Origin of the sequence: Brucella pecoris (genome assembly GCF_006376675.1) — a bacterium.
In the GTDB taxonomy this organism is placed as follows: domain Bacteria; phylum Pseudomonadota; class Alphaproteobacteria; order Rhizobiales; family Rhizobiaceae; genus Brucella; species Brucella pecoris.
In genome coordinates this window covers 223645-244511 of sequence record NZ_VEWK01000005.1, presented here as the reverse complement: position 1 = coordinate 244511, position 20867 = coordinate 223645, and the positions used below count along the sequence as shown (strand labels likewise).

Sequence of the window (20867 nt, the reverse complement as noted above, 5' to 3'; positions counted from 1 at the left end):
GTCATGACGCAGCCAGTCACATCGAATAGCCTCCATATCGAAACCGCTTGCGTGATAGCGGGTGGAGGTCCAGCAGGATTGATGCTGGGACTTCTGCTGGCACGCGCAGGTGTGAACGTCACCGTTCTGGAAAAACATTCCGATTTTTTGCGTGATTTTCGCGGCGACACGATTCATCCATCCACCCTGCAGATCATGTATGAACTAGGCTTGTTAGGCGGGCTCCTCGCCTTACCTCATACCAAGGCGTATCGGCTGAATGCGGAGATCGGCGGCAAGAACATCACGATAGCTGATTTTTCCAGAATTCCCGCTCAGTGCCGCTTCATCGCTTTCATGCCGCAATGGGAATTTCTCGACTATATCGCGCGCGAAGCCGCGAAGTATCCAAACTTCAGGCTCATTATGTCAGCCAGCGTGACCGAGCTGACCGAACGGGACGGGAATGTCACCGGCCTCCTCGCAACGACACCTGATAAGGCGATCACAATTGATGCCAAACTCGTCGTCGGTGCGGACGGAAGAAATTCTGTGGTGCGCACGAAGGCTGGCCTGGAGGTCGAAAGCTATGGTTCGCCAAGCGAGATTCTTTGGATGAAATTGTCTCACGCTCCCGATGATCCGCCCTATACGATGGGCCATGGTGGACCCCGACAAGGTTTCGTCATGATAGATCGCGGCAAGTATTGGCAATGCGGTTATGTGCTTCGCCGACAAACTTTCGCCGATGTGAAGGAAGGAGGGCTCGATGCATTCCGGGAAGCAGTCGCAAAAGTATCGCCATTGCCTGCGAACCGGATGGACGAAATACGCACATGGGATGACGTTCACCTGCTGAGCGTACGCATCGACCGACTGAAAACATGGTGGAAGCCGGGGCTACTGTGCATCGGTGATGCCGCCCACGCCATGTCGCCCATCGGCGGCTTCGGAGTCAATCTGGCAATTCAGGATGCCGTTGCGACAGCAAATATTCTGGCCGCACCGCTCAGGGGAAACGAAAATTTAGCCCCGTATCTTGCAGCCGTCGAAGCAAGACGCCGCTTTCCAGCAAAGGCAACGCAGAAGTTGCAACTGATGATGCGAAGTGATCGTCGCAAACGCGAAACACACTCTAAACGCGATGGGCCACCAGCATTCATGCGCCATCTCGCACGATGGCCAGTCCTCGCACATCTGGCCGGCAGACTGATCGGGATGGGCTTTCGCCCGGAACACATCCGCGACCACTGAACGACGGATTCAGTCCATATCATCAAGTTCGTCGTGAATACCAGCGACGATCTCCAATCGCTGCTGCGCCGATTTTCCTGCATGCGAGGCATAGGTCAATGCCAGAAGCCGGATTGCACTGCTGACAGCGGTATAAGATACACCTAACGCGAAACTGTCCACATGACACGGCAGGACGACGCGCGCATAGCGCTGTGCTTCCGGAACGGATCCTCGATCTGTAATGGTCACGATGTTCAGCCGGCTCGTCGCCGCGTAACCCAGAATTTGCCTCAGCAAAGCGCGGTGTGGCGGAAGCGTTATCAGCAACAAAACATCCTTCGGGCCAGTCATGGCCAGATCTTCAGCCCACGAGCCCTGGTTGATGCCAAGGATCATCACGCTGTGACGCAGCCTCGAAAACAAAAGCCGTGCATAGCGTGCGAACCCTTCCTCGTCGCCTATCCCCACCACCCAGACACGCGGCGCTTCTGCGATAAGTTCGGCAGCTTCTCGCATCTTATCGGAGCGAAGCGCCTCGAACGTCCGGGTTATATTGGCGATCTCCAGATCAAGATGTGCACTGATGGTACGCACCAGCGGCACTTCTTCGTCCATAGTCCTCGAGTAATCGTAAGGTTCGGTGCGGTTGCGCTCTTCTCGCGCCTGAAGTTTCGCTTCGTTGAAATCGGCATAGCCCAAATGCTGAAAGAAGCGGGCCGTCGTCGCCTTGGATACGCCTGCCATCTCCGCGATTTCGGTAGCGGAATGAATCAAGATGTCGTCTTCCCGCTCAAGAATTAGCTGCGCGATTTTCTGCTCACCTGCTGTGAGCTTTGCGTAGCGTTCCTGTATGCGCAGTACCAGACGTGAAGCCATGTGCGTTTATTCCGAATCTCTCTTAGCACTAAAAAAGCTTATCATCGGCTCTTGCAATACTGAAACATTTGTTTCATTGATAATGAAACATTGAAATTCATGGAATCTCCATGGCGTATTCCCGCAGTACACGGCAGCGCATCTGGGAGCGGCTGAAAGATGTCGCGCGCCCTGATGCACGCTTCCACTTCAAATTCTCGGAATTCATACCGGACTTTGAAGGTGTCGAGGCAGCTACGGATCGTCTGCTGGCGCTGGCAGGGATAACGAAAGCCAAATTGGTTTTTGTGACACCAGATAATTCCATGATCGAGTTGCGCCGTCGCCTGATCATGTCGGGTACACCATTCATCATGCCGACCTACGGCATGCAGCGCGGCTTTCTCCTGCTGGAACCGGGATCCGTTCCCCCGGGGCTGGAGAAAGCCGCAGCCTGGCTTGACGGAATGGAACATTTCGGCCGATCGGTCAGTCTCGAAGACTTGACTCATATCGGTCGTTTTGATGTCATCGCGACTGGCGCATCCGCTGTTTCCATCGACGGAGTCCGCTTTGGCAAAGGCCATGCGTTCTTCGATCTGGAATGGGGCATGTTCACCGACCTGGGACTTGCTGACGAGCAATCCCTGATTGCTGCTGCTGTGCATGACGTGCAGATTGTGGAAGAACGCCTCAACGTTTCAGAGAGCGACATTGCTCTCGACTTCATTGCCACGCCGAGCAGCCTGATCGAGATAACGCGTAACCGCCGCCGACCGCGCGGTGTTCGCTGGAGCGACGTTTCAGCCGAAGAAATCCAGTCCATCCCGCCGCTGCGTGAGCTTGCGCGCATGCGCGGCATTGCCTGACCAATTCAGCACCAAAAAGGAAGCTTCAATGAATATTGTCCTGGATCGCCGCCGTTTTCTCGGACTTATAAGTGCCGCAGCCGCCCTGCCCGCCATGAGTCGTTTTGCATCCGCGGATACGCCTTTCAACTTTCAGGCTTCATGGATCAATGACGCGGAGTTCAGTGGTTATTTCATTGCCGCCGATAAAGGTTTCTACCGTGAGGAAGGCGTCGATCTGAACTATATATCTGGCGGACCCGATGTCATTCCCGAAAGCACAATCATTGCGGGCAAGGCCGACCTGACCCTAACCACCCCCGATACGACGATCAAGGCGATCGTCGAACAGGGCGCGCCTTTCAAGATCATCGGCGCCCAATACCAGAAGAACCCTATCGGCATTATCTCGCTCGCCAAAAATCCGATCAAGGAGCCAAAGGACCTGATCGGCAAGACGCTCGCTGTGCCGCCGGTCAATGTCATCTCGGTCGAAGCCATGCTGAAGATTTCGGGCATTGAGCCTTCCCAGGTCAATATCGTTCCCTACGCCTATGATCCGACACCACTCATCAAGGGCGAGATCGACGCTTCGCTCGATTTTACAACAAATGTTCCTTTCACCATCAAGCAGGCTGGCGAAGACGCTGTTTCCTTCCTGCTCTATGATTTCGGCTTTACGATCTTCAACGATACGGTTGTCGTGACGGAAGAAACACTCAAGGCAAAACGCAAGGAAATCGTCGCTTTCCTTCGGGCAAGCCGCAAAGGCTGGGACGAGAACCTCAAGGACCCGGCAGCCTATCCGCCAAAGTTTGCCGACACCTGGTTCAAGGGCACAGGTCGGTCGATCGAAAACGAAATCTACTTCAATACAGCCCAGAAGCCGCTCATCGAGTCGCCGAATGGTGTATTTTCCATGAGCGAAGAAGCGATCGAGAACACAATCAAGGCGCTTGGCACTATCGGCATCGCCGCCAAACGCGATCATTTCGATACAACCCTTCTTGAAGAGATTTGATGCCTGATATGTCCGGGATCAAACTGGAAAATGTGACGCGCTCCTTTTCGGGGCGCGGCACAAATGTGATTGCACTTTCCGACGTCTCGCTTGAATGTCCGACAGGCTCCTTCACGGCACTTATCGGGCCGTCCGGCTGTGGCAAGTCCACTATGTTGCGTCTGGCGCTCGGTCTCGACCAGCCCGATGGCGGATCAATTTCGGTCATGGGCAAAAGCCCGGTCGAGGCTGCGAAAGCCGGACTGACCGGCGTGGCTTTTCAAGATGCAGCACTCATGCCGTGGCGCAGCGTCGAAGACAATATTGCGTTGCCGCTGGATGTTCTTGGCCTTTCGCGCTCCACGAAAGCTGGCCGGATTGCCGAGCTAATCGCCCTTGTCGGGCTCACTGGCTTCGAGAAAGCGCTCCCCGGCGAGCTTTCCGGCGGCATGCGCCAGCGTGTCGCTATCGCCCGCTCTCTTGTCACAGATCCGCGCGTTCTGTTTCTCGATGAACCTTTCGGCGCACTCGACCAGATATTGCGTCGTCAGATGAATATCGAACTTCAACGCATATGGCTTGAGAGCAAGGCGACAACCCTGCTTGTTACCCATGGAATTGACGAGGCCGTATTTCTCGCCGATCGGATAGTGGTGATGCACAGCCGCCCCGGACGCATCGCGCAGATCATCGATATTCCGCTGGATCGTCCACGCAGCCCCGAAATCTTCAGTACGTCGCAATTCCATGCGCTGGAGGACGCCGTCGAGGAGGCCCTGCATGGCTGACACCACGTCAACGAATCACCTCTCCACCTTGCGCAACTGGGTCATCCTTCTGGCAGTCTTGGAGATATGCGGCCGTTTTTCTCTGATCGCAGAGGGTGCTTTGCCAGCACCTTCGGCGATTCTCGCTCGCCTTTGGACAGATCGCGCCGACTATCCGCCCCATATACTGGCGACACTTCAAGGCGCGGGTGCTGGCTTTATCATCGGCAATCTCATTGCCGTTGCAGCCGGTATCCTGTTCGCGTTGTTTCCGACCGCAGCGAAACTGGGACGTGGCGTCAATATTGCAATCTTTGCACTGCCTCCGATTGCCATCTCTCCCATTCTGGTTCTGACTTTTTCAGGAATGACGCCGCGTATCACGCTGGCGGCGCTTGGCTGCTATTTCATCACCATGGCCGCTACCGTGACCGGCATCAGCCAGACGGACCGCCGCATGGTGGATATTGTTCGCGCCTATGGCGGCAGCCGACGGAAAGTGCTGTGTCTGGCACAGTTTCGATCCGCTCTGCCGTCGATCCTTGCCGGTCTGCGCATTGCCGCTCCGAATGCGGTTCTGGGCTCAATCCTGGCCGAGTTTGGTGGCGGTGGCCGCTTCGGTCTTGGTGCCTACCTGATCGGATCCCTCGGCAGAGCCGAACCAGCCCGGCTCTGGGGTATTGGGCTATGCGCCACCTTGCTCGCAGGGCTGGCCTATGCACTCTTTTCCATTCTTGCAAAGGTTTTGACAGGCAGCACAAAGGCCATCACCGTCCCGGCCAGCGCTCCGAACGCTGCATCCCGCGCGTCTCGCGGCCTAAACATTGCTCTCGTCATTTGTTCGATAGCTCTTCCTTTCGTCTTGTGGTGGCTGCTGCTTGTCGCCATGGGAACACCAGCCATGATTGCCAAAACCCCCGTCGGATTGTTCGAGTATCTATTCCTCGCTCCATCCTCCGCCCCGGCGCAGGCAAAATTGCTGACGGCTCTTTCGCAGACTTTACCGCTCACTTTTCTCGGCATGGCCGCAGGTATTCTCTTTGCCTTTGCCCTCGCCATTACCTCCGTTGCCAAACCCGCCATCGTACGCGGCTTCATGCCTGTCGCCCTTGTCACTCAGACAATGCCGCTCGTTGCCCTGACGCCGCTGCTCGTCCTGTTGCTGGGACGCGGACCATCGGTCATCCTCTGGATAACGATTTCAGTCACATTCTTCCCTGCTTTCGTGACTATGGCGCAGGGCATGGCATTGGTTCCGCGCGCGGCGCTGGACGTGCCCCGCGCATATGGTGCGAGCGTCTGGACCCAGATCCGGCTGGTGTCAGTGCCAGCCTCCCTGCCCTACGTCTTCGCGGCCATTCGTCTTGCCGTTCCGCGCGCTCTGCTCGGCGTCATGATTGCCGAATGGCTGGCGACGGGGACAGGGCTCGGAAATCTGCTCAATCAATCACGCGGATATCTCGACTATGGCATGATCTGGGCCGTCGCAGTGGTGTCCGTTATGCTGTCTGTTTTCTTCTATCAAATCGTAGCCCTCTGCGAGCGTCAGGTGCTCGCCCGCCGCGGCATGAGCCCGGCAGACTAAAATGCAAGGAGTCCCCATGGAAATCACCGATCACAAAGCTTCCGTTCGCGAACGTGTATGGAGCGAATTGCGCAAGGTCGCTGTACCGGACAGTCGTTTCCATTTCGACTTCGGCGAGTTCATCGCAGATTTCGACGGTGGTGAGGATGCCGTGGCCCGCCTGACGGACCACCATTACTATCAGAATGCAGATTTCATCTTCATTACGCCTGACAACTGTCTTGACCGCCTGCGCCTGCAGGCATTGAAAGATGGAAAGACCGTTCTGATAACCACCTATTCGATCAAGCGCGGCTTCTGGGTCCTCGATCCGAAATTGATTTCGCCGGACTATTATCTTTACGCCTCGACGCTGGACGGCATGGAGCGCGTGGGACAACCGGTAACCCTGAAAGACATTTCAGCCATGCCGGTAGTGGACTACATGGTCACCGGCACCGGCGCGATCAATCTCGAGGGCGTCCGCTTCGGCAAGGGGCATGGCTTCTTCGATGCCGAATGGGGCATGCTCTATCGTCTGGGCCGGATCACGGCCGCAACCCCAGCCGCGGCCGTCGTGCACGATTGTCAGGTGTTGAGCGAAAAACTCACGCCGGATGTCTATGATACGGTTGCAGACGTCATCTTCACGCCCACCCGCACTATCGAGGTAAAGAATCCCCACAAGCCAACCTGCGGTATCATTTGGGACCGTCTCGATCCCGTCATGTACGAAACGATCCCCCCGCTTCAGGAACTGAAAGCCATGGGGCTTTAGGTATCATACTTTCAAAAACTAAAACGCCGGTTGCAGCAAACGCATCCGGCGTTTTAGAGCATGTCTCCCGAAAGTGGGAACCGGTTTCGGGATAAAGACATGCGTAAAAACAAATGGATAGAGCATTTCCAATGATTCAATCAAAACAGGAAATGCTCTAGTTTGGCTATCCTGAAATTGTTACATGCCGACCACGAGCTTCAGTGCAATCGACCACATCGTAACGGCAATGACGCCTTCGAGAATGCGCCACGACGACGGGCGGACAAAGATTGGGCGCAGCCAACGGGCGCCAAAGCCAAGCGAAAAGAAAAACACAAAGGACGCGGTGACTGCACCTGCGGCGAAGGATGTTTCAAAGCCTGGAAACTGCGTAGAGATTGTTCCAAGCAGCATGACAGTATCCAGATAAACATGCGGATTGAGCCACGTGAGCGCCAGACAGGTCGCGAGCGTCCTGGTCAGACTCACAGACGCACCGTTCGCCGTCGCCAGAACGGCAGACGAAGTGAACGCAGAATAGAGGCTCCGCGCGCCATACCAGATGAGAAATGCCGCACCGCCATATCGCATGATGGGATCAAGTGCTGGCATGATAGTCGCGATTTTCTGGAAACTCGTTACACCGACAAGAATTAGGATAGCATCCGATATGGCACAAACGAGGCTCACGGCGAACACATGCTCATCGCGCAACCCCTGCCGCAAAACAAAAGCGTTTTGCGCACCAATGGCGACAATAAGGCTGAGGCCCATTGTAAGGCCGGTTACGTAGACTGAAGGATTCATGAGGGGTCGCTATCTGTCTGGGAGTAAGTTAGCACTTGGATACCGAAATCCTGCGAGTTAGAATAGTTAAACTTCATAATTCCAATTTAGGATAACTAATGATCGACTATTCCGCCCTGAAAGCAGTGGCGATGGTGGTTCAGACAGGCACTTTTGAGAAAGCCGCCCGGGCGCTGAACGTGACCCCGTCTGCGATCTCGCAACGCGTGAAGCATCTGGAGGAGAGGCTGGGAGTTGTCCTGATTGAGCGAGGCTCTCCCTGCACAGCGACCGAAAAGGGTGACTGGTTATGCCGGCATATCGAGCAGGTCGGCATGCTCGAGCGCGAACTTTTGGCGGAACTACCCGCGCTATCCGGTGGTGAAAACTCTGTACAGCGAGTAACGCTCCATATTGCGACCAACGCCGACAGTCTGGGCACATGGTTTCTCAAGGCGATCTCACATTTCAGTGCAACATCGGATTATCTCTTCAATATAGCGGTCGACGATCAGGATCATACTGCCGAGTGGCTACGGCGCGGGCGTGTCATTGCCGCTGTAACTTCCCTGTCCAACCCCGTTCAGGGCTGCCGTCTGACCCCGCTCGGCATTCTTCAATATCGGGCGACGGCTTCTCCGGATTTTATCGCGCGGCATTTTCCGGACGGAATAACGTGTGATGCCCTTGCCAAGGCTCCAGCGTTGACATTCAACCAGAAAGACAGATTACAAGATCAATGGGTGCGCGCCGCGCTGAGGAATGACATAGTTTGCCCAACACATTGGCTTCCTTCGACACAGGCTTTCGTCGATGCGAGCTTGTCGGGCATGGGATGGGGCATGAATCCGGTGCAGTTGGTCGGTGACCATTTGCAATCGGGCCAGTTGGTCGAACTGATCCCCGACACGCCGCTGGATATTCCCTTGTTCTGGCAGGTTAACCGCCTCGCAGCCGACACGCTAGCAGGCCTGACACAGACGGTCTTGACAACAGCGCGCCAGGAGCTTGCACCCCTTCTGGAAAAATGAAACCGCGATAAACGCGCAAAAGTTCGTAAAAAACAAGAGGCTAGGGCAAAGTTTTCTTTACCCTAGTGGTCAATCACCATCTGTTTTCTTGAACGTGAACGGTGATTGAGCGATCCATGAACAATGAAGCTCTTGTTACTGATCACCGCGCTGGTCGCCCTTGTTGTCCTCGGCTGCTATTTGCAGATGTTTTTTGCCGTACCGTAAACACACCATGATTTTGACCAGCACGCCGCCAGCCCGTAGATGAACAGGCGTGGCAAGTACAGGAAAACGCAGCCTTACAGGAAGAAAGGCAGGATCAATGATCCTGCCCTGTTTGTGCAACACCTGCCGCCTCTTCACAGACCCTGACATGCTCTGCCAGAGCCTCAAGCTGCAAGAAGGAGCTTATGGAACAGATATCCCGCTTCTGAAACTTTGGAAGCTCCTGAAGTTCCTTCAATCTGGTGAGAAGTGCACCGCGGTTCATGGTTTTTCCCTCCATCTTTCTGGCTATCCGCAAGATTGGTGTTAGAGCGTGTTTCGATCTGATTGAATCAGATCAGCGCTCTAACTTTTTGTTTCAACGCGCATCTTGTCCGAAAACCGTTCCACACTTTTCGGGATGCGCTCTAATCAGGCTGCCCGCACCTTCGCTTTGGTTTTCAGCGGAAGTTCGATATCGACTTCGAGTGTCGACATCTGGTCACGCCGGTCCATTTTCACGCTGACCTTGTCGCGATCGATCTGGATATGCTTGGCGATGACGGCGAGAATTTCCTCCCGCAGCACCGCAACAAGATCGGAATGTTCGTGTGACGCCCTTTCATGGGCAAGCAGAACCTGCAACCGTTCACGCGCTTGCGGCGCGGAGGCAGGTTTGCTGAAGAAACGAAACAGGCTCATGCCGCTCTCCTTCCGAAAAGTTTACCCAGAAGGCCGCGCTTTTCGGATGGAACAGTCATCGGCACTTCTTCGCCGGCAAGACGGCGGGCTGCGTCGAGATAAGCCAATGCAGGCGCACTGCGCTGATCGGCAAGTGTCACGGGCGAACCAATATTGGATGCCCGCAGAACGTCCTGGCTTTCCGGAATGATGCCGAGAAGCGGGATGGACAGAATTTCGAGAACGTCATCAACCTTCAGCATGTCGCCGCGCTCTGCGCGCACCGGGTCATAACGGGTCAGCAGGAGATGCTTTTCCACGCGCTCGCCCCGCTCAGCCTTGAGCGTTTTTGCGTCCAAAAGGCCGATGATACGGTCGGAGTCACGCACGGACGACACTTCGGGGTTCGTCACAACCACAGCCATATCCGCATGGCGCATGGCGAGCGTAGCGCCGCGCTCGATTCCCGCCGGGCTATCGCAAATGATCCAGTCGAACTCTTTCTTGAGGTCTTCCATGACCCGGTCGACACCGTCGGTAGTCAGATTATCCTTATCGCGCGTTTGGGAGGCAGGCAGCAGGTACAGCGTCTCGAGGCGCTTGTCGCGGATCAGAGCCTGCGGAAGCTTTGCGTCGCCCTGAATGACATTCACCAGATCAAACACAACGCGACGTTCTGCCCCCATGACGAGGTCCAGGTTACGCAAACCGACATCGAAGTCGATAACGACGGTCTTCTCGCCGCGTTGCGCCAGCGCAGCGCCGATTGCAGCAGTTGATGTCGTTTTGCCAACGCCACCCTTGCCGGAAGTTACAACAATTACTTTTGCCATATTTGTCTCCTGTATCTCCCGCGCGCCTCCAGAGCATCCGTTACCCGGGAATTGAAATGCTCTGCTTTTCTTTCGCAGCACTCAAAAGTGCCTGACATCTCGGTCAATCTTGGTTTCTCTCAAGGCAGAAACCTTTGAGAAGGACGTACTGGAGCATTTCCCGTTTCGATTGAATCATTTGGAAATGCTCTATCTTTTTGCTTTTACGCGCATCTTGTTCCGAAAACCGTTTCACACTTTTCGGGATGCGCTCTAATTCAGCGTTTCGGCCATCATGTAGTCGCCATCAAGCCAAAGCTGCACGGCCTGCCCGCGCAATCTGCTCTCCATGTCTTCGGCCGTCTTGTAGAGACCGTCGATAGCGACAAGCTCTGCCTCCATCTTGCGACAAAAAATGCGTGCGTCGGCATTTCCCGCGGTCCCAGCCATCGCGCGACCGCGCAATGCGCCGTAGACGTGGATCGAGCCGCCAGCCACCACTTCTGCGCCAGATGCAACAGAACCGACGATCGTTACATCGCCATCAGGAAAATAGATGGACTGGCCGGACCGAACGGGCTCGGTAACGATCATGGAAGGAACGGCCTTGACGAGTTGCACCGCTGTGGGCGCGGACGGGGTTCTCTCTTGCGGTTTCGACTCGGCAATTTCCGGATCGAAATCTGCGGCCGGCTGTCCGCCACGCATCGCCGGCGGCATGCCGGGGCCTAGCAGAGAAGGTCGCGCATTTTCGAAACCCGTAATCCAGACACCGCGACTAACCAGATCTTCAAGCAACTGAACCAGTTGCGGGCGCTCAATCGAAATGTTCTCCAGATCGAGAACGATCGGACGATTTAGAAAAAACCCTACTGAACGTGCTGCGAGATCATCCAGCTTGTCGAGCCAGCCATCGAGCGGCAGTTCAGGCGAGAGCACCAGCGCAAGAAAGGATCTCCCTTTCAAGCGGATTGGACGGGACTGTGTTAGCACTTGATTCATCTTGGTTAAAAAACGGTTTATCCGGTCTATATGCGCAATGGTTAACAGATGGTTAATTTCTGAGCCTGAGCGGTCCCGATTGCTGGAACAACCAGTCTTCTTGACGATCAGGACACAGCTATCAGGCCTGGAATCAGCCTTCGGGTACAGAACGCAACATTGTGCCCGCATGAATAACCGAAGCCCCTCCAGTTCGGAAACGACTCAGCCTGCCCTTGATTATAAACGAATATTTCCATCGAAAATTGTCGTTTCTTCATCCTTCCACAGAAGACACTGCAGAGAATATAAACTTAAATTTCAATCAAATATGACCCAGCGTAATGTATTATAATTTTATAATATATTTTTATTTAGTTACAGCCACAAAATATCTTGAGGTACCAGGAAAATAGAGAGATTAATCATAATTCATTTTAAAGTATGCTTTTTGTAATGATCGCCCATTTGTAGATTAATTGGAAAACTGCCGAGGCTTTATCTGCACCAATCCAAGATTTGGATAAACAATGTGCATTAAAAAATTCACCAGATCACATTGAGCAACTTCACCAGCGCAAACGATGAATATACCCCCGACAAAGCGACAGCTATATTTCAATCGCTTTCTTGCTTCTTCGAATATGGCCAGTTTCGTGTTGAAATAATTCCGGCTGGAATCACTCGAATACAGAATCTGGGGAGGTTCCGCTCAAAGGAACCGCCTCGCGTTTGGGCGGGGGGCTTAGGGGCGCGAGGCGGGCGAGCTCTCAGGAGTGCACGCACAGGGAAAATGGAACGTTAGCTCCGATTCTGGAACTAACAATACGTTCCAGTCTGAAAAATTACGTGACCAGCATATAGAAAAGCCCGCAATGCTCGGGAGGAGGAGAGCATTGCGGGCTTAATCTGTAAGCGCGATTGGGAGGAGGAGTATCGCGCTTGGGGCCCGGTTCCTGGGAGGAGGAGTGAACCGGACGCGTTTTTATTACTTCGTCCGACCTGCCCTCTCAATCAACAAGCTTGCATTGCTGATATGCAGTTTCAACAAGCCAAACAGAAACCGCCTCGCAGCGAATGAACGCGCTGAGGCGGCGTATCTCCTCCGAAAGCCCCAATCGAAGAAGATGGTGGAACTTACCCACAGCCCCAGCGAAAATAAATAGACAATCTTCGTAAACATTCGAAAATCCGGTGAACAATATCACCCAATGGTTGAGAATTCGCTGATCAATCAAACCTTTACGCGTTCACAGCCCTCTCTGTGAGAATTGATAAAGATTTGGTGCATTTCGGCCTTGCAATATGCTCTTCACCGCCTTGTCAGAAAGTGGAAATCGAAAGACCATTGCCTCATTAACTACATATATTTCAGTAATTTCTGAAATTTATGTAGTTCTATTAGGGGGTTGCTTTCTACATGAGCACGGTTATTGTTCGTCCCACTTGGAGGAGGGAGTACCGCCCCAGCGCGCTAGACCGCTGCGGGGCGGTTTCTTTTTCAGCTACCCAAAAATGCATATCTGCATTGCAGCATTGCCCCTTGTAAGCGGCCGCTCGTGTTCCTATTTTCACGTTGTTCGGTTTTACTCCTCCTCCCAAAAACCGAGCGCAAAGCGCGATACTCCTCCTCCCAATCGCGCTTTACAGATCCGCCCACTGCACACTCCTCCTCCCAGTGCAGTGGGCGTTCTCTTTTCTGGAACGCCTCATCCTCATTTGTTGCTTTGCAAGTTTATACCGAGCCCGGCACCCTGTCGGCTATTTCAGTAGTTTTTAGGTTTTGCAGGGTATTTTTGCGCACAGCGCAGCAGGGAGCGGGGTTCCATGTTCTTCAGATCGGTCAGACCTTCACTCTTATGTTCTCCCTGGTTCTGGCTGATTTGCGTTTTCGTTCTGCTGATCGCCCTTTTGTCATTCAGGTTCAGTGCCCCAATCGGGGCTATGTATTGGGATAGCTACATCTATTTCGATGCTGCACAGCGCATCAAAACAGGCCAGATTCCCAATGTCGATTTTTCAACGCCGGTCGGGCCTCTTGGTTATTATCTGCTCGCATGGGGACAGTCATTATTCCCGAACGCACAACCGTTATTGCTCGTCCAATGGTCCATACTCGCCATAGCAGCACCTCTAATGGCATGCGTATTGGTCGAACTTCGGTCTCATAACAGGACTATCGGCTTTCTTCTCCTCGTTCCATTTCTGGTTTTTGCGATCTCTCCAGCCAACACACAAAGCTTTTATCCCTATCCCGGACTGGACGGGTTCGGCATATATAACCGCCATACATCGCTCCTGCTGTACGTGTTGACATGTGGACTGATGTTCATGCGGAACAGCACGAAGCTCGCATTATTTTGCGCCGCAACGATGCTTGCCCTGCTCTTGATGAAGGTGACCGGATTTCTTACAGGCGGCTTATTCGGCCTGGCGGCGTTCCTGGCGGGACGCATCTCAATCCGCAATGTCGCGCTGGCAACCGTCGTGACCCTCGCGGCTCTGCTTCTCCTCGAACTGCACAACGGGATTATCAGCGCATATGTTCGCGATATCACGACATTGATCGCGCTAAACGAAGAGGCTCTGCTCTCGCGTTTTCTTACCGTCATATCGCTGAAACTCGATGTCATTTTACCGGCAGCGATCCTCACTCTTGTACTTTTCTGGAATGAACAGCACCAACCCGGCGAACAAAGCCGTCTCTTCGATCGAAGCTCGATCTGGCTTGCCATTGGGCTTCTCGGCGGCATCATCCTCGAAACACAGAACACCGGCAGCCAGGAATTCATATTCCTTTGGCCCATCCTGCTCATGATCTTTCAGCGCGTGAAAGCAGGTGACGAGAGGATCAAGATCGCCTTCGTTGTGCTGGCCGCCTTTTGTGTCATTCCGACATTCACCAAGGTTGCGCATCGTACCTTACGTGCAGTTGCTGTCGCCCCGACTTATGTTCAACCCTCTCTCCCAGAATTGAAGAATTTGGGGCAAGTGTTGACCCGGCGTGATTTCCTGCAACGAGCGGAGCTCTTCGAATCCCATTACCCTGATAATAATGCAGCCTATGACGCGTTGGCGGCGAAGGGTCAGCTCCCAAGCTGGCAGCTTTATTCAGAAATCGATTTCCAGGTGTACTGGCTCGTTTCTGCAGAACAGATGGTGGAGGATTTGCAAGCCTTCGAGACAAGAAACAACATCCACCTGCAAAGCATCATGTCGCTCGACTTCGTCAATCCGTTTGCGTGGATACTGGATCGCGACGCGACACGGCATATCCAGATCGGCGCAGATCCCTTCCGCACAGTCCCGGTGCTGTCCAAGGAAACGAAAGCCGCTGTGGAAGCAACCGACGGCATATTGCGCCCGAAATGTCCGGCGACGACCAACCGCCTCGCTTTGCAGAAAATATATGCCGAGGCGCTGCAAGATCGCACCGTCGTCGCCTTGAACCCCTGTTGGGATTTGCTGCTTCGTCCAGGCTTGGTTCCGTAATCAGAAACGGCTCATTTGATCTGAGCCTTGACGAAATCCCGCACAATCCGGACGATGCCACGTGAAAGTACCTCATCCAGCGCCTTGATGAACGCATCCACGTGTTCACGCCCGCAGATCAGCGGCGGCTCCAGACGGATGACGTTTCGATTATATTCGGTAAAGGCGACCAGAACTCCATGATCGCGCAGCAGATGGCTGCCGATGAAACCCGGAAGCGAACCTTTCAGCTTTTCATCAAGCATCGCCAAAACAGGTCGCAGCACGACCGGCATGGTCTGGGAGAAGTCGTGAAACTCCAGCCCTACCATCATTCCCTTGCCACGCACATCTTTCAAAAGTGCAGGATAACGGCTCTGCAACTCATGCAGCCTGTCCAGAAGATAATCCCCAACATCGGCTGCGTTATCGATCAGGTGCTCATCATAAAGGACATTCAAGGCTTCAATCGACGTGATACAGGCCTCGCCTATACCGCCGAAGGTCGCCATGGCATGTATCATTGCCGTCTTGGGCGTGCCGTAGGCCTTCATATAAATATCGCGGCGGGCAATCATCGCAGCCATGGCCGTCTTTCCACCACCCAGCGACTTCGCCAATGCGGTGACGTCCGGTATCACGCCATAATGCTCGAAAGCATAGAATTTCCCGGTTCGTCCCAGCCCGCATTGCACTTCATCGGCAACCCAGATCACACCATACTGGTCGCAAAGACCGCGCAACTTCTGCCAGAACTGTGCATCAGCCTGAATGATGCCGCCACCGCCTTGCATAGTTTCAAGCACGATCACCCCGATTTCAGGGTCGGAGCGGAATGCGTTCTCAATAGCCGCGATATCACCGAAGGGCACACGCAGGGTATTATCGACAAGCTTGAATTCACCACGATATAGCCCACCATCCGTGATGGACAGGACGCCCTTGGTCTTGCCGTGGAACGAATTTTCCGCATAGACGATCTTGGGCTTTTTCGGACCGGCAGCACGCTCTGCCACCTTGATCGCGGCCTCCATTGCCTCTGAACCGGAAGACCCCAGAAACACCATGTCGAGATCGCCCGGCGAGCAGGCCGCAATATCATAAGCGAGCGCGGTCGCATATTGCGACATGAAGGCGATTGCGATCTCGTGACGCATTTCTTCTTGGAATTGGCGGCGTGCTTCCAGAATACGCGGATGATTGTGACCGAAAGCCAGCGATCCAAAACCGCCGAAGAAGTCGAGAATTGAGCGCCCGTTCTGGTCGTAATAATACATGCCTTCGGCACGTTCGATCTTCACCTTGTGAAAACCGAGCAACTTCATGAAGTGAAGCTGACCCGGATTGAGGTGAGCGGTGAACAGTTCTGTCATCCGTGGCAGGTCGAGCGCTTTCGCCTCGCTGACGGTGAGCAGTTTCGGCTTTGGCGTTGTGTTGATCTTGTTCATTACTGCCTCTACGCCGCTTCGGAAGCCCGCGCATCCAACGATGCGGCTCCAATCTTCCTGCGATACTCGCTATAGGCCGCGATCAGCATGTCCTCGTCCCTGTATTGGGGAACCCAACCAAGCTCGCGCTCGCCTTTCGAAACATCGAGTACACACATTTCATCAGCTATAAGATATTGCTCCGGGTCCATGATCGGCATGTTCATCCAGTCGAGCAGGTCCAGCGTGCGCTTCACTGCCCAGGCGGGTGTCGGCAAAAGGACGGATTTTGATCCGGCATGCTTGATCAGATCACCGAGCAGTTTTCGAACCGGGGGCGGGTTGAGCGAACCGAGGTTGTAGACCTCGTTGGGGACACCGGCGCTGAAAGCGGCACGCGCCGCCGACGCACAGTCGAACACCGAAATGAACTGGTAGGGATTTCTGCCCGAACCGATCATGGGCACTGGTAGATTGTGATCAACCAGCTTGAACAGCTTTTCCAGAATACCGAGACGTCCTGGACCGATGATAAGACGCGGGCGAAACAGCGAAATATTCATGCCCCGCTCGCGCCATTCAATGGCGAGTTCTTCGGTTTTCAGTTTGGATAGCCCGTATTCCCCGAGCGGTTTGCACGGATGATCCTCTTTCTGCGGCCAGACATGAGTGTGCCCGTACACCATATCGGTGGTGAAATGGACGAGCTTGTTGGCACCAGCCGCATCCATAGCCTTGATGATGTTCTCCGTTCCGTGGAAATTGACGGGAAAGAAGAAATCGTGCCGCTTCGCGCGGACCTGAATTGGGGAAAGCATCTTGGCGGACAAATTGTAGATCATGTCGTCTGCGCGGATGCCAAGTCTGCGAATTGCGTCAGGATTGGTTACATCGGCCACAACGAAGGCAGCGTCGGCATAGTGCGGCAGATCGCTTTTTACGATATCTGCAACAATGACCTCATGACCATCGGCCAGGAGTTTTGGAGCGAGATAGCGCCCGACAAATCCATCGCCACCGAAGATTATATGTCTCATTGCGTCCCCCGTTTAACGATGCGTCTGCTGGTTCATGTTCGTATCCGCCTGCGGCTCGGAGGGCTTGCCGCTTTGCGCGATCAGCACAGTTCCAATGCAGATGAACGCGATGCCTGCAATTTTGTATGCACCCAGCTCCTCCTTGAACAAAAGCCAGGCGAACAGAGCGACCGCCACATAGGCAAGGCTGAGAAACGGATAGGCAAAGGAAAGATCCACTTTCGACAACACGTAAAGATGTGACGCCATGGAGATCACGAAGGTCAGCAAGCCGGCAAAAATCCAGGGATTGAAGACAATCTGGAACATGCGCTGGATCAATGTTTCGGCTGAAAAGCTGATCGGTCCGAGCGTCAGCATGCCATATTTCAGCATCAACTGCGCGGCAGCGTTGGTCATGACCGTAAACAGGATGAAGGGAATATATTTCATCGCATTTTCCTAACCTGGCGAACCGAGCGTCAACGCCGTTCGGCGCCAGAAATTCGAATTGAAAGCCTTATCGCGAAAAGGTTCGAAATCACGCCAGTGCGGGTAGCTAGCGGCAAATATCTCCGCGCTCATCCGCTGATCCTTATATGGATTGACCCGGCCACCGGCCTCCACAGTCATCCGATCCAGATGGTCCAGTAATCTCAACGTCTCAAGGCCACGATTGGGAAAATCCATGGTCAGCGTATACCCAGGCATCGGGAATGACATGAGGCCAGGAGATGTCATTGTTCCGAAACGTTTGAGCACCGTCAGGAACGAAACCTGCCCGGCATTTCGGCTCGCCTCAAGCATCGCCGGAATGACCGCTCTGGCTGCATCGAACGGCATGACACTTTGATGCTGGTAAAGCCCTGACGGGCCGTAAAGCCTGTTCCAGTTTCTAACGCCATCAAGTGGATAAAAGAACTTTTGATACGGCACTCTATGTGCTGCCGTCAGCAGTTTTTTGCGCTGAAAATAAGCTGCGTTAAACAGTGACAGGCTTGCCTTGTTCAATACGGGGAACGACAATTCAAAGGGCACGCCAAACCGCGCAACCGCCGACATATGAGAATTATGGGCCGCCGCAATATGATTGCCGACAATCAGCAGACCTCGGCCATCGGAGAGCTGGTCGACCCAGGCAACGGCATATTCATTCTCAAGATCTTCGGCCTGGGCCATATCGAAATATTCATCGAGATTGGCGAATGGCAGAACCTTCTCCTCCACATCGAGACCATCCACCCGCATAAGCCGGATGGTTGCGCGAAGGATCAAGCCTGTCAGACCCAATCCGCCGATTGTGGCGCGAAACAGATCAATGTTCTCCTTATCGGAGCATTTGTAATGAACACCATCCGAACGAAGCAAATCCAGCCCTTCGACGTGACAGCCGAAAGTCCCCTGCCGGTGGTGGTTTTTACCATGCACATCGTTGGCAATGGCACCACCGAGAGTCACGAACTGCGTGCCTGGTGTGACAGGAAGGAAATAACCATGCGGCGCGACATGGGCGATGATTTCATTCAAAAGCACGCCGCTTTCAGCCGTCAGCAACCCTGTATCGGGATTGAAGTGCACTATCCTCTTTCGCGCCTGCATGGGCACAAGAAAGCCCGCATCGTTATGGCAGCTATCCCCATAGGAACGACCATTTCCAAACGGCAACAAGCTCGCATCTTTGGGCAGGGACTGCGCGAAATCGGCCTCCAGCCCGTCCAGCGGAAGGAACTGACGCTTTCGCCGATCAATACGTCCGAAACTGTTGAAGGCATATTCCATCAGCGCATTCCAGCCACAAGAAGCAGCACCGCACCAAGCGCAATAACCACCTGACTGCGCCAATCCTTGGCAATGAAGAGGACCGGATCGTCATCCATATCGCCCCGATGAGCCAATATCCACACGCGCACATTGATATAAAGGACGATCGGTCCGAGCGGCCATATCAGCCATGGATAGGTATAGAGCGTCTTGACGGCATCGCTATTGATATAGAGCGCCAGAACCAACGCCGCTGTGAATGCCGCCGCCACCCCGCACTGCCCGACAACATCGCGATCTTCAGGACGATAGCCGCGTCCGGCGATCCGGTCCTTTTCGGTCACTGTCGCCCCCTGCAGCTCGACATAACGCTTCACCAATGCGAGCGAGAGGAAAAAGAACATGGCAAAGGCCATCAACCAGAACGATAGTGGAATGTAAGATGCCGCCGTGCCCCCCAACAGCCGCAAGCTGTAAAGCCCCGCCAGGCAGATCACGTCACCCAGCAACATGCGCTTTATGGCAAAGGTATAAGCGGTCGTGAAAACCAGATAGGTGACAATTGCCAGCGTGAAAGCCGGCGGAAGAAAAAAACAGACCAGGCCCGCCAGCAGCAGCAGCAGAGCTGTAACGCTGAGCCCAAAGGGGATGGATAACTGTCCGCTCGCAAAGGGGCGCTGATTTTTTTGCACATGTTTTCGATCAACCGGAAGGTCGACAATATCATTGACGATATAGATCGCAGACGCCGTTGCACAAAAGGCGACGAATGCCAGGCAAGCCGCAATAAACACATCGGGCTTCATTATGTCGTGCGCCAGAATGGCGGGAACAAAAACGAGCAGGTTCTTCAGCCACTGATGAACACGCAGCATCCGGGCATAGGTTCGGATGGTGGGTTTGTCTGCGCTGAACAACTTGCAGCCAGTTCGCTTCTGGAAATGTGCCGCCGAACGATCCGGTGCGACGACGATTGCCTGTCGTGCCGCGCCGAAAACCGGCAGGTCGTTGCGATCATTTCCCGCATAGTCGAACCCTTGTCGCCCGTATCGTTCGAAAAGCAGATCAGCCTTGCGTTTTGCCGAAAGGTTGTCTGCGCCAGATGTTGAATAGACCGCACTGAAAATACCAAGCTCCGACGCAACGGCCTTGGCCATCGGTTCAGCGGCAGCCGTTGCCAGCACCAATACTCGCCCTGATGCATGTTCGCCGCGCAGAAATTTCAGAAATTCTGTTCGATAGGGAAGCCTCGACGCATCCAGCGCTACACGTTCTGCGACCTGTCGCTTGAGATATGCTTTGCCTGAGAATAACCATACCGGCAGCATGAAGACGAACAGGATGTTCTTCTTCAGAAGAAGAAAAATACCTTCCCACAGCAGATCGGTCGAAACCAGAGTTCCGTCCAGATCGACTGCCAGCGGCACATCCTTGTTGTTCTGCCCCCGCGTGTCCATTTTCAGCCCTTTTCCGCTCAGGCAGGAATGCGGTTCGATCAACCTGTTCCGCCCAAGCCCCCTCTCGTAAAGGGATAGAGGCAGAAACCAAATGAAAAATGAATATTCCTGTTACAATCGATGATTGATTTGTTGAATACGATTTCTGCTTAAAATTTCCTCAACAAATAAAATACAGCATATTGATCGCAGCTTGCATAGTTTCATGTTCGCCGAAAAGAATATCCGGCGAACATTTCGTAATTTAGA

General features: G+C 53.9%; 19 protein-coding genes. 8 read left to right on the top strand and 11 right to left on the bottom strand.

Annotated elements, in window-relative coordinates:
- The first annotated feature begins 3 nt into the window (after window positions 1–3).
- Entirely contained in the window at window positions 4–1233 is a 1230-nt protein-coding gene (locus tag FIB18_RS12250; protein ID WP_140020979.1) for an FAD-dependent oxidoreductase, read from the top strand.
- A 9-nt stretch (window positions 1234–1242) separates the two neighbouring features.
- On the opposite strand, the gene FIB18_RS12245 is transcribed toward FIB18_RS12250, so the two are convergent.
- Window positions 1243–2091, bottom strand: coding sequence for a MurR/RpiR family transcriptional regulator (locus FIB18_RS12245; RefSeq protein ID WP_140020978.1), 849 nt, complete (start codon window positions 2089–2091; stop codon window positions 1243–1245).
- Window positions 2092–2201: 110 nt separating this feature from the next.
- Here FIB18_RS12245 and FIB18_RS12240 point away from each other — a divergent pair, with 110 nt between their 5' ends.
- The 5 genes from FIB18_RS12240 to FIB18_RS12220 are packed head-to-tail and all read left to right on the top strand — an operon-like array spanning window position 2202 to window position 7027.
- Entirely contained in the window at window positions 2202–2939 is a 738-nt protein-coding gene (locus FIB18_RS12240; RefSeq protein ID WP_140020977.1) for a 5-formyltetrahydrofolate cyclo-ligase, read from the top strand.
- A 28-nt stretch (window positions 2940–2967) separates the two neighbouring features.
- On the top strand, window positions 2968–3939 hold the full coding sequence (locus FIB18_RS12235) for an ABC transporter substrate-binding protein (protein WP_140020975.1): 972 nt from the start codon (window positions 2968–2970) through the stop codon (window positions 3937–3939).
- Window positions 3939–4706, top strand: a complete 768-nt coding sequence (locus FIB18_RS12230; RefSeq protein ID WP_140020973.1) for an ABC transporter ATP-binding protein — start codon at window positions 3939–3941, stop codon at window positions 4704–4706. The genes FIB18_RS12235 and FIB18_RS12230 overlap by 1 nt, the downstream gene beginning before the upstream one ends.
- Window positions 4699–6270 (top strand): ABC transporter permease, encoded by a 1572-nt coding sequence (locus FIB18_RS12225; RefSeq protein WP_140020972.1) that lies wholly within the window; start codon window positions 4699–4701, stop codon window positions 6268–6270. The genes FIB18_RS12230 and FIB18_RS12225 overlap by 8 nt, the downstream gene beginning before the upstream one ends.
- A 16-nt stretch (window positions 6271–6286) precedes the next feature.
- Entirely contained in the window at window positions 6287–7027 is a 741-nt protein-coding gene (locus tag FIB18_RS12220) for a 5-formyltetrahydrofolate cyclo-ligase (RefSeq protein WP_140020971.1), read from the top strand.
- 180 nt (window positions 7028–7207) lie between these two features.
- On the opposite strand, the gene FIB18_RS12215 is transcribed toward FIB18_RS12220, so the two are convergent.
- Window positions 7208–7816 carry a LysE/ArgO family amino acid transporter gene (locus tag FIB18_RS12215; protein WP_140020969.1) on the bottom strand — a complete coding sequence of 203 codons (609 nt, stop codon included), beginning with the start codon at window positions 7814–7816 and terminating at the stop codon, window positions 7208–7210.
- Between the two features lie 98 nt (window positions 7817–7914).
- Here FIB18_RS12215 and FIB18_RS12210 point away from each other — a divergent pair, with 98 nt between their 5' ends.
- Window positions 7915–8826: a LysR family transcriptional regulator ArgP gene (locus FIB18_RS12210; protein WP_140020968.1), complete on the top strand. Its 912-nt coding sequence runs from the start codon at window positions 7915–7917 to the stop codon at window positions 8824–8826.
- A gap of 135 nt (window positions 8827–8961) precedes the next feature.
- On the opposite strand, the gene FIB18_RS12205 is transcribed toward FIB18_RS12210, so the two are convergent.
- The 4 genes from FIB18_RS12205 to minC form a co-directional block, all read right to left on the bottom strand.
- Window positions 8962–9156 carry a hypothetical protein gene (locus FIB18_RS12205; protein WP_140020967.1) on the bottom strand — a complete coding sequence of 65 codons (195 nt, stop codon included), beginning with the start codon at window positions 9154–9156 and terminating at the stop codon, window positions 8962–8964.
- A 288-nt stretch (window positions 9157–9444) separates the two neighbouring features.
- Window positions 9445–9714, bottom strand: a complete 270-nt coding sequence (minE, locus tag FIB18_RS12200; RefSeq protein ID WP_140020966.1) for a cell division topological specificity factor MinE — start codon at window positions 9712–9714, stop codon at window positions 9445–9447.
- Window positions 9711–10526, bottom strand: a complete 816-nt coding sequence (gene minD / locus FIB18_RS12195; protein WP_010660936.1) for a septum site-determining protein MinD — start codon at window positions 10524–10526, stop codon at window positions 9711–9713. Before minD ends, minE begins: the two co-directional genes overlap by 4 nt.
- Before the next feature lie 252 nt (window positions 10527–10778).
- Window positions 10779–11507, bottom strand: coding sequence for a septum site-determining protein MinC (gene minC, locus FIB18_RS12190; protein WP_140020965.1), 729 nt, complete (start codon window positions 11505–11507; stop codon window positions 10779–10781).
- A 1806-nt stretch (window positions 11508–13313) separates the two neighbouring features.
- On the opposite strand from minC, the gene FIB18_RS12180 reads away from it, so the two are divergent.
- Complete coding sequence (locus FIB18_RS12180) at window positions 13314–14978, top strand: hypothetical protein (RefSeq protein ID WP_140020964.1); 1665 nt, start codon at window positions 13314–13316, stop codon at window positions 14976–14978.
- An 11-nt stretch (window positions 14979–14989) separates the two neighbouring features.
- Here FIB18_RS12180 and FIB18_RS12175 read toward each other — a convergent pair whose 3' ends face one another.
- Genes FIB18_RS12175 through FIB18_RS12155 form a run of 5 tightly spaced genes read right to left on the bottom strand, consistent with a single transcriptional unit; the run spans window position 14990 to window position 20618 of the window.
- On the bottom strand, window positions 14990–16405 hold the full coding sequence (locus tag FIB18_RS12175; RefSeq protein ID WP_140020962.1) for an aspartate aminotransferase family protein: 1416 nt from the start codon (window positions 16403–16405) through the stop codon (window positions 14990–14992).
- 8 nt (window positions 16406–16413) lie between these two features.
- Window positions 16414–17421, bottom strand: coding sequence for an NAD-dependent epimerase/dehydratase family protein (locus FIB18_RS12170; RefSeq protein ID WP_140020961.1), 1008 nt, complete (start codon window positions 17419–17421; stop codon window positions 16414–16416).
- A 12-nt stretch (window positions 17422–17433) separates the two neighbouring features.
- Window positions 17434–17853, bottom strand: a complete 420-nt coding sequence (locus FIB18_RS12165) for an EamA family transporter (RefSeq protein WP_109986781.1) — start codon at window positions 17851–17853, stop codon at window positions 17434–17436.
- Between the two features lie 9 nt (window positions 17854–17862).
- Window positions 17863–19179, bottom strand: a complete 1317-nt coding sequence (locus FIB18_RS12160; RefSeq protein WP_140020960.1) for an FAD-binding oxidoreductase — start codon at window positions 19177–19179, stop codon at window positions 17863–17865.
- Window positions 19179–20618, bottom strand: a complete 1440-nt coding sequence (locus tag FIB18_RS12155; protein WP_140020959.1) for a UbiA family prenyltransferase — start codon at window positions 20616–20618, stop codon at window positions 19179–19181. The genes FIB18_RS12160 and FIB18_RS12155 overlap by 1 nt, the downstream gene beginning before the upstream one ends.
- Between the last annotated feature and the right edge of the window lie 249 nt (window positions 20619–20867).

Excerpts from the sequence above, each read along its gene's own strand:
- FIB18_RS12250 (WP_140020979.1), top strand. The coding sequence starts at position 4 with ATGACGCAGCCAGTCACATCGAATAGCCTCCATATCGAAACCGCTTGC.
- FIB18_RS12245 (WP_140020978.1), bottom strand. The coding sequence starts at position 2,091 with ATGGCTTCACGTCTGGTACTGCGCATACAGGAACGCTACGCAAAGCTC.
- FIB18_RS12240 (WP_140020977.1), top strand. The coding sequence starts at position 2,202 with ATGGCGTATTCCCGCAGTACACGGCAGCGCATCTGGGAGCGGCTGAAA.
- FIB18_RS12235 (WP_140020975.1), top strand. The coding sequence starts at position 2,968 with ATGAATATTGTCCTGGATCGCCGCCGTTTTCTCGGACTTATAAGTGCC.
- FIB18_RS12230 (WP_140020973.1), top strand. The coding sequence starts at position 3,939 with ATGCCTGATATGTCCGGGATCAAACTGGAAAATGTGACGCGCTCCTTT.
- FIB18_RS12225 (WP_140020972.1), top strand. The coding sequence starts at position 4,699 with ATGGCTGACACCACGTCAACGAATCACCTCTCCACCTTGCGCAACTGG.
- FIB18_RS12220 (WP_140020971.1), top strand. The coding sequence starts at position 6,287 with ATGGAAATCACCGATCACAAAGCTTCCGTTCGCGAACGTGTATGGAGC.
- FIB18_RS12215 (WP_140020969.1), bottom strand. The coding sequence starts at position 7,816 with ATGAATCCTTCAGTCTACGTAACCGGCCTTACAATGGGCCTCAGCCTT.
- FIB18_RS12210 (WP_140020968.1), top strand. The coding sequence starts at position 7,915 with ATGATCGACTATTCCGCCCTGAAAGCAGTGGCGATGGTGGTTCAGACA.
- minE (WP_140020966.1), bottom strand. The coding sequence starts at position 9,714 with ATGAGCCTGTTTCGTTTCTTCAGCAAACCTGCCTCCGCGCCGCAAGCG.
- minD (WP_010660936.1), bottom strand. The coding sequence starts at position 10,526 with ATGGCAAAAGTAATTGTTGTAACTTCCGGCAAGGGTGGCGTTGGCAAA.
- minC (WP_140020965.1), bottom strand. The coding sequence starts at position 11,507 with ATGAATCAAGTGCTAACACAGTCCCGTCCAATCCGCTTGAAAGGGAGA.
- FIB18_RS12180 (WP_140020964.1), top strand. The coding sequence starts at position 13,314 with ATGTTCTTCAGATCGGTCAGACCTTCACTCTTATGTTCTCCCTGGTTC.
- FIB18_RS12175 (WP_140020962.1), bottom strand. The coding sequence starts at position 16,405 with ATGAACAAGATCAACACAACGCCAAAGCCGAAACTGCTCACCGTCAGC.
- FIB18_RS12170 (WP_140020961.1), bottom strand. The coding sequence starts at position 17,421 with ATGAGACATATAATCTTCGGTGGCGATGGATTTGTCGGGCGCTATCTC.
- FIB18_RS12165 (WP_109986781.1), bottom strand. The coding sequence starts at position 17,853 with ATGAAATATATTCCCTTCATCCTGTTTACGGTCATGACCAACGCTGCC.
- FIB18_RS12160 (WP_140020960.1), bottom strand. The coding sequence starts at position 19,179 with ATGGAATATGCCTTCAACAGTTTCGGACGTATTGATCGGCGAAAGCGT.
- FIB18_RS12155 (WP_140020959.1), bottom strand. The coding sequence starts at position 20,618 with ATGGACACGCGGGGGCAGAACAACAAGGATGTGCCGCTGGCAGTCGAT.